This window comes from Providencia sp. PROV076, assembly GCF_028483405.1.
GTDB classification, from domain to species: domain Bacteria; phylum Pseudomonadota; class Gammaproteobacteria; order Enterobacterales; family Enterobacteriaceae; genus Providencia; species Providencia huaxiensis.
Map to the genome: position 1 here is coordinate 1 of NZ_JAMPRR010000049.1, position 7846 is coordinate 7846.

Annotated in this window: 7 protein-coding genes; 3 read left to right on the top strand and 4 right to left on the bottom strand. The window is 46.9% G+C overall.

The genetic code is table 11. From position 1 onward, the window contains the following. The first annotated feature begins 42 nt into the window (after positions 1-42). Positions 43-273 (top strand): hypothetical protein, encoded by a 231-nt coding sequence (locus PSF67_RS21555; RefSeq protein WP_032495677.1) that lies wholly within the window; start codon positions 43-45, stop codon positions 271-273. 498 nt (positions 274-771) lie between these two features. Next, positions 772-1101: a hypothetical protein gene (locus PSF67_RS21560; RefSeq protein WP_033917513.1), complete on the top strand. Its 330-nt coding sequence runs from the start codon at positions 772-774 to the stop codon at positions 1099-1101. On the opposite strand, the gene PSF67_RS21565 is transcribed toward PSF67_RS21560, so the two are convergent. Continuing rightward, positions 1074-1775 (bottom strand): hypothetical protein, encoded by a 702-nt coding sequence (locus PSF67_RS21565; RefSeq protein ID WP_032495674.1) that lies wholly within the window; start codon positions 1773-1775, stop codon positions 1074-1076. The two genes, PSF67_RS21560 and PSF67_RS21565, sit on opposite strands and share 28 nt — an antisense overlap. A gap of 370 nt (positions 1776-2145) precedes the next feature. Between PSF67_RS21565 and PSF67_RS21570 the strand changes: the two genes are divergently transcribed. Beyond that, positions 2146-3987, top strand: coding sequence for an ABC transporter ATP-binding protein (locus PSF67_RS21570; protein ID WP_032495614.1), 1842 nt, complete (start codon positions 2146-2148; stop codon positions 3985-3987). A 38-nt stretch (positions 3988-4025) separates the two neighbouring features. Here PSF67_RS21570 and PSF67_RS21575 read toward each other — a convergent pair whose 3' ends face one another. The 3 genes from PSF67_RS21575 to PSF67_RS21585 form a co-directional block, all read right to left on the bottom strand. After that, positions 4026-4601: a glutathione S-transferase family protein gene (locus PSF67_RS21575; RefSeq protein ID WP_001176353.1), complete on the bottom strand. Its 576-nt coding sequence runs from the start codon at positions 4599-4601 to the stop codon at positions 4026-4028. Between the two features lie 73 nt (positions 4602-4674). Further along, positions 4675-5601 (bottom strand): inhibitor-resistant extended-spectrum class A beta-lactamase PER-4, encoded by a 927-nt coding sequence (locus PSF67_RS21580; RefSeq protein WP_063864593.1) that lies wholly within the window; start codon positions 5599-5601, stop codon positions 4675-4677. A gap of 322 nt (positions 5602-5923) precedes the next feature. Next, positions 5924-7465 carry an IS91-like element ISCR1 family transposase gene (locus tag PSF67_RS21585; RefSeq protein WP_000050481.1) on the bottom strand — a complete coding sequence of 514 codons (1542 nt, stop codon included), beginning with the start codon at positions 7463-7465 and terminating at the stop codon, positions 5924-5926. Between the last annotated feature and the right edge of the window lie 381 nt (positions 7466-7846).

The window sequence follows — 7846 nt, forward strand, 5'->3', positions numbered from 1 at the left end:
TACATTTGTTTTCTGATTTAGTGACAATGGTAAGGAACAGTTATGCAAATCAACTTAAATACTCCGGGCACAGCGGCTACATCAACAATACAAACTGTTGCTCCTGCTGCTCAGGCTAAAACCACCACTACAACAGCACCCTCTACTGCAGACACTGTCACCTTATCTGCTGAAGCAAAGGCGAAGCTGGCTGCAGAGCAGCAAGAATCTAAAGCAATAAATCCAACACTGACTACATTAGGTGGTGGCTGGGGTAATGAACCACCAAAATAAGAGGTAGTTTGTGGGGACATTTATTACGACTCTTGCTGAGTACTTATGGGTGTTGTGCATAGGTTCTCTACTGCTGTCCTTAGTCTGGTCGGCCAGTAAATCTGCACGAATAACCATATTGATACTCACTTTATCGGGATTAGCTCAAGACAGGATTGCTCCTTTGCTGATGGGGATATCTGAAACATCTCCTGAGCTCGCTCGCTTACTTTGGTACCCAAGTTGGGTGATATGTCAAACATTGACGCTTGGTATCATCTGGGTTATTCATAGAAAATTCGTATGGGCGGTTGAACAAATCACTCAATTCATTTGTTTAAGCATCTTGATGCACTCTGTTCTGCAGGTAGCGAGATTCACAGACAGAGTCATATTTGGCACTGATCTATTGGGTGGTATATACAAATATGGAATACCAGCTATAAATATCGCAGCAATTTTAGCGATATTTTTATGGTCCATATCAGGAGCCGTCAAGCACAGAAAGGAACTTCAGGAATGCTGACTTTTGTTATGTCTGCAATTACGTTTGGCTTTTTACTGTTAAGTCTGTTTTTCTACAAGAAGTTGATTGGAATGTCAGATGCATTAAACATTATCGAAAAGCAGGTGGCCGCTGATATGGAGATCCGGGCGCATAGATTATGCCTGCTTGCATACGAAGCGCAACGGTTCGGTAACTCTGTGGATAGACGTGCTTTGGATGAAGAGTTTAAAGATTTTTTGCACCTGTACATTGAAGACTACCAAGCAGAAGTCGCAAAAAAGATCAGAGAACATAAGCTCAGCGAGATTTCTGCCTACGGATTTATTAAATTAGATAAGTAGTCATAACAACAAAGCTGTGGACAAGATCTGTCTTGTCTTATTTTAAATGCCCCCCACTGCTTCTCATAGTGATGCACGCCAGCTTTGGCCACCTTTAGATTTGACTGATGCTGCTTGTTAAGAAAATTCTGAATATCTTGCTGAACCTGATGCACAGCATCCAGTAATTGGGCTAAAGCAAACTCCTCGGCATGAAACACAAAGGTTTTACTGGCAGGTTCAAGCCAGCAAAACATGGCTTCATTATCCATCCAGGTGATCACCTGATTAAAACCGGTTAAATGATGCGCTTGATAACGACGCAGAGCAGTATTATCCCGCACTGAATGATCCAGCTCATCTGCATGACGCCATAACGCCTCATTCCGCAGTGGATGGTTTAGATCAGGCAGGTTGATTTCACTTCGCAGCGCCATGGCTCTATGACACAAATCCAGCCCCAGTTCTCCGCAACACTTGGCGGGCCAGAAAATCCGGGATAATTGATAGCTATGGATCAGAATTAAATGCACGGCATCGTACATATCTTCACAAGCCCGGCGCTGACAATCCCAGTCTTCAGACCAGTCATGTAATTGTTTGATGGCTCTGTCCAGTTGCTGACCAGCCTCAACGACTAACTCAGCTTGCAGTTCTGCCTGCTTCATGTAGACCAATAATTCTTTGGCATCCATTTCAACACTCCTGTAAGACGAGACAACACCCTGATTCGGGTACTCTGTATTTTCAGTGTAGAAAGCAAAAAGTCCTTTGCAAGCTGACAAAACAGAAGCTAAGTTATAGATTTTCCAGTTATTACCTATTAACGGTCCTTCAATAAATCTAAGCTGCTGAGTTCATGTGATATAGCATCTTTTGGATTTTTCAGATTTTTTGTATTTATTTTCAACAATCTGCTGTTCTGTTCAGCAAAAAAGCGAGTCACAAGCTATCGGTTATAAAATAAGATGGCCGTTCTAAACCGGGCTTTCATCAAATAGTTACATCTGTTTTTTAAACTTTGACGTACAATAACTGCCTTTTTCGTTGCTGCAGAGGAATTTTATGCTGGGCTTTTTTGAACGCTTAACCAACCCTTTCCCTGATAAAGAGCCAACTCAGCCACCTCAAGGCCTGTTTGCATTTTGTTTGCATTACAGTCAAGGCATGGTGTTGCCTCTGATCCTGATGTCTATTGCGACAGCCTTACTGGCCGCATTAGAAGTGTCCTTATTTGGCTATATGGGGCAATTAGTCGATTGGTTGGTAACCAAGAATCCGGCTACTTTCTGGCAGGAAGAGCAGGATACCTTGATCACTATGGCCATAGTGATGTTGCTGGTGTTGCCTGGTTTGGTATTTTTTCACTCAGCCCTGATCCACCAAACTATATTGGGTAACTACCCTATGTCGATCCGCTGGCTGGCGCATCGTTATTTACTGAAACAAAGTTTGGGTTTCTACCAGAATGAATTCGCTGGTCGCATCGCCACTAAAGTGATGCAAACGGCTTTGGCAGTGCGCGAAACGGCCACCAAGCTGCTGGATGTGATGGTGTATGTGGTGGTGTATTTTGGCTCTATGTTGTATCTGATCGCCGATGCAGATTGGCGCTTGGTACTGCCGATGATTGCCTGGTTAGTCATATACACCGGCTTGCAGTTTTATTTTGTGCCGAGACTGAAACAAGTTGCAACAGAACAAGCCGATGCCCGTTCAGAAATGACAGGCCGTATTGTCGACAGCTACACCAATATCAGCACTATTAAACTGTTTTCACACACGGCTCGTGAGTCAGAATACGCCCGCGATAGCATGCAGCTGTTTCTGGTGCCTGTGTACAGACAAATGCGACTGGCTACCTGGCTCAATATTTGTGTGCAGGGTCTGAACTATCTGTTGGTGTTCTCTATTGCCACGCTGGCGATATGGCTTTGGTCTGTCAATGCCGTCACTGTGGGCTCTATTGCCATCGCAGTCAGTCTGGCGCTGCGTTTAAATGGTATGTCGCAGTGGATCATGTGGGAAGTCAGTGCACTGTTTGAAAACATAGGTACTGTGGCAGATGGTATTGCGACTTTGTCTCAGCCTCAGCAAATCATCGACAAAGCTGATGCGAAGCCGCTTGAAGTGCCACAAGGTCAGATTGAGTTTAAGCAACTGAACTTTAACTACGGCAAAGCAGCAGGTGAACATGGTCCTGTGATTGATGGTCTGGACTTGTCGATTAAACCCGGTGAAAAAGTAGGTTTAGTCGGCCGTTCTGGTGCTGGTAAATCCACGCTGGTGAACTTACTGCTGCGCTTTTATGATGTCAATTCAGGCCAGATTTTGATAGACGGTCAGGACATCAAAACTGTATCACAGGAAAGTCTTCGCGCTCATATAGCTATGGTGACCCAGGATACCTCCCTGCTACACCGTACTGTAAGGGAAAATATTTTATATGGTCGTCCTGGCGCTACCGAAGCGGAAATGATTGAAGCAGCCCGTTTAGCCGAAGCCGATGCTTTTATTCAGGAGCTTACCGATCCTAAAGGCAACAGTGGCTACGACGCTCAGGTGGGCGAACGTGGAGTCAAGCTTTCTGGTGGTCAACGTCAACGTATTGCAATAGCTCGGGTTTTACTGAAAAACGCCCCTATTCTGATTTTGGATGAAGCCACCTCAGCGCTGGACTCCGAAGTAGAATCAGCTATTCAGCATAGTCTGACTCAGTTGATGATAGGCAAAACGGTTATAGCCATTGCACACCGTTTATCTACCATAGCAGCTATGGACAGGCTGATCGTTCTGGATCAAGGTCGTATTGTGGAACAAGGCAGTCATCAGGAACTGATCGCCAAAGGCGGTATTTACGCTCAATTATGGGCGCATCAAACCGGCGGCTTTATTGGTGTGGAATAAATAATAAAGGTCAGAGTCTTGGCTCTGACCTGTTGTTTTTAGCTTAAACGCGGGTCGGTTTCAGCGACCATCGGCCGGTTTAAATGCGCATTTCTGAACTGTAATAATACAGGGAAGGGTTTTAAGTCGACTAAATCGCGGAACAATATCCAGTCGATTAAAGTGAACAGACTGATACCAGGATAGTCCCAGTCACCGAAATGCCCTGCCCTGATTTGTTGCTCAAGTGCCTCTAGCGTCGCCTGAATTCGCTCATGCTGAAGATTAAAAAACAATTTATCTTCAGTCACGTCAAAACCTGAGCGCTTACAAAGCAGTAATTCAACCAAGGAGTCTGTGCAGGCATTGATGGTCGTCAGACCGTTTTCCTGATCCCAGCTCAATGGTTTGAATTTCAGTTTCGAAGCCAAATAACGATAAATTACGCCTGAATCAAAAATAACCTGCTCTCCATCCACTAACACAGGCACTTTGCGTGCCGGATTATGTTGTACCAACACTGAACGGCCTTCAGACTCAAAAATATTAAGCGCTACAAACTGATAAGGTTGCCCTGCCAGTACTAAACGTAAACGACGAACAAAAGGGGAAGCCACTGAACCTAATAACTGCATAACCTACTCCAATTTCAAACCATAGCTTTAGTGTACAACCAGAGTCAGCGGCTTAGATAGTGCTGATAGTCTGTTAATTTGGGCTTAGGGCAGAAAGCTTTTTCAATTCAAATTGATACGCAGTCTGAGCAACCTGCGCAATGATAGCTTCATTGGTTCGGCTTGACTCGGCTGAGTCTTTCACAAAAACAGCAACCAGCAAGGGCCGTCCATCAGGCAACAGAATGATACCTAAATCATTAGTGGCCGCAGTTTTTCCGGCTTTGATACCCGAAGTACCAGTTTTATGTGCGACCACAGTACCAGCTGGTAACAAACCTTTTAACCGCTCTGGTCCTGTGGTGGTTTCGACCATCCACTTCCATAACAAAGCCTGCGAGGTTTCAGACAGCTGTGTTTTTTGCTCAAACTTTTTCAGGATCTCTGCAGCACCTTTCATCGAGGTCCAGTTTTGATACTGCACCTGATCATCGGCGTGCATCTGCGCTTCATTTGCGACCACAGCGGTCTCCTTTATACCCATAGACTGGATATAGTCATGCAAAGCAGCTGGTCCACCAACCAGTTCAAATAACAAATCACAGGCCACGTTATCGGTGTGCGAGACCGAGTATTGCAGCAGTTGCTGCACTGGAACACTAAACTCGTCTCCCTGATACGCTTTCATTATCGGAGCCCAGGTATTCTGTAAAACCTTAGCCCTGTTTACGATAACGGTCTGATTTAAATCCAACTTTCCCTGATCAACCTGATGCAGTACCAACATAGCTAAATGCAATTTAAATACACTTTGCATTGGGAATTTTTCAAAAGGATTAATCAGTAAAGGTTCCAGATCGTCAGGCCCCCACACTGCAACGCCTACAGTGGCTTTTTTTCCAATGACTATGGATTCAATTTGCTCTTTTAACAGTGGGGATTGCGCTGAGGTTTCGAATGAACTAAAAGATACCATCAGTAGCGTCGAGGCAGTAACTACAGCTTTTATAATGACATTCATCGGATTGTCCTTTTGATAAGTCGATATGAATTATACAAAAGGCAGCCAAAGCTGCCTTTTTAGGGTATAGGAAGTATAAACCACCTTTTTGGGTATAGGAAGTATAAACCACCTTTTTGCTCCTCATCCGAAGTATCTTACCTGAAATTCCCTCACTCGTTTACCGCTCAAGCCCCAATTTTAACTGCCGGTCCAGCCTAAACCGCTCTAATAAGGTTCGATTTGGCGGTAAAATCTCTAGCCTGATAGCTCGAGAGATACAAACTGCCCCACCGCCCCGTTTAAAAGTTGGCAGTGTTGAGCAGTGTTGGATTTGGGGTCGTCAGTCAAAGAGACGACTCTGTGATGGATCGAACAGGCTGGGAGTCAGTGGCGGCGCTCGTTCTGGTGGCAGCTCACGCTGCTTGGCGGCATTCGCCTTGGCTGTTTTCTGTTTCAGATGCTTGAGAATCTGCTCAATGACCTTCGGATCTTCGATGCTGGCAATCACTTTGACGTGACCGCCGCAGTGTTCGCAGACTTCAATATCAATATTGAAGACTCGCTTGAGGCGTTGCATCCAGGTCATGGCGCGGTGGCGCTCTGCAGGACTCTTGTCACGCCAGTTAGTATCGAGACCTTCCGATTTGTCGGGCTTCTTGCCCCGCTTGGCGGGTGTTACTTGAACTCGGTGTTTGCTGTTCGGTGCAAAGACGCCGTGGAAGCGTGTGAGGTTGACTCGCGGCTTAGGTACCAACGCAGCGAGTTTGGCGATGAAGTCCAGCGGCTCGAAGATCACATGGGTGGTGCCATTGCGGTACGGAGTTTTGAGCTCGTAACGCACCTGCCCATTGGCGGTTAATGCCAGACGTTTTTCTGAAACCGCTGGCCGACTAATGTAGCGACACAAGCGCTCAAGCTTATCCCGCTGATGCGCTTCGGCCATCACACCGGCGTGTAGCGAGAAACCAGCATGGTTGGCTACTCGACTGCTTGAGTCGGCTTTATCCTCACGCCCTGGCAAGGTTTGCAGGGTGAAGACTTTGCGCCCTTGCTGGGGGCCGACGGCAATGCGATACGTAACCGAAGCACCATGTAATTGAGTCAGCGTATCGTCTTCGCCCTCTTCCAGTGTCAACCACGTATTCTCGGCATCACGCTCCAAAATCCCACGCTTTTCCATGCAGCGAGCGATGCGATGGCTGAGGGTGTGAGCGAGCGTATTCAGCTCATCGTAAGTGGGTGCCTTGACACGATGGAAGCGTTGCTTGCCATAGTCATCTTCGGCATAGACACCATCGAGAAACAGCATGTGGTAGTGGACATTGAGATTTAGCGCGGAGCCAAAGCGTTGGATAAGAGTCACTGAGCCAGTTTGTGCAGAGGCTTTGGTGTAACCGGCTTTTTTGATCAGATGAGTTGAGAGTGTACGATAGACGATACTCAAGACCTGGCCCATCAGCTGGGGATGGCGAGCCAGCAAAAAGCGTAGCTGGAAAGGAAAGCTGAGCACCCACTGGCGAATGGGCTCCTTGGGGAAGACTTCGTCTATCAGCAGCGCCGCACTCTCGGCCATCCGGCGGGCACCGCAGCTAGGGCAAAAGCCGCGTCGTTTACAGCTGAAGGCGACCAGACGCTCGTGATGACAATCCTCGCAGCGAACCCGCATGAAACCATACTCCAGACGGCCACATTGGAGGAGGTCGTTGAATTCTTGTTGGATGTAGCGAGGCAGGTGTTGACCTTGGGCTTCGAGTGAGGCTTTGAAGGCTGGGTAGTGCTGCTCAACCAGCTGGTAGAGCAGCGTCTGGTCGGGTTGGTGGCGTTCGTAACCGTTTGTTTGAGTGGGCGATTGACTCGCCGTGGCGTTCCTTGCCAGCGACATGGGTATCCTCCGCTGATACTGTGGTTATGTACAGTATCAGCGGCTTGCGTTCAGACGTCCAGTCTGGCCCTAGACATCGCTAAATGCTTAACCCGCAATAGCCCTCACGAGTTGTTATCAGCCACTACCGGTTGAGCGAGAAGGTTTTGGGTTCAGGGTGCTATTGCTCCACCAATCACAATACTGAAGCCCCAACTGTTATCAGTTGGGGCTTTTTCTTGTCTGTTTGCGGCGGTTGCGTTTTATCGGTAGTCGTCGAGCTCTGCACCATCCCACATAAGAGCTTAACGGTGCGATCTTCAACGCCATCACACAAAACTTTCTTTTTCACGCACAGTCAACTTATTGGATGTTTTATTAACAACCCAAAAGGAGATATTT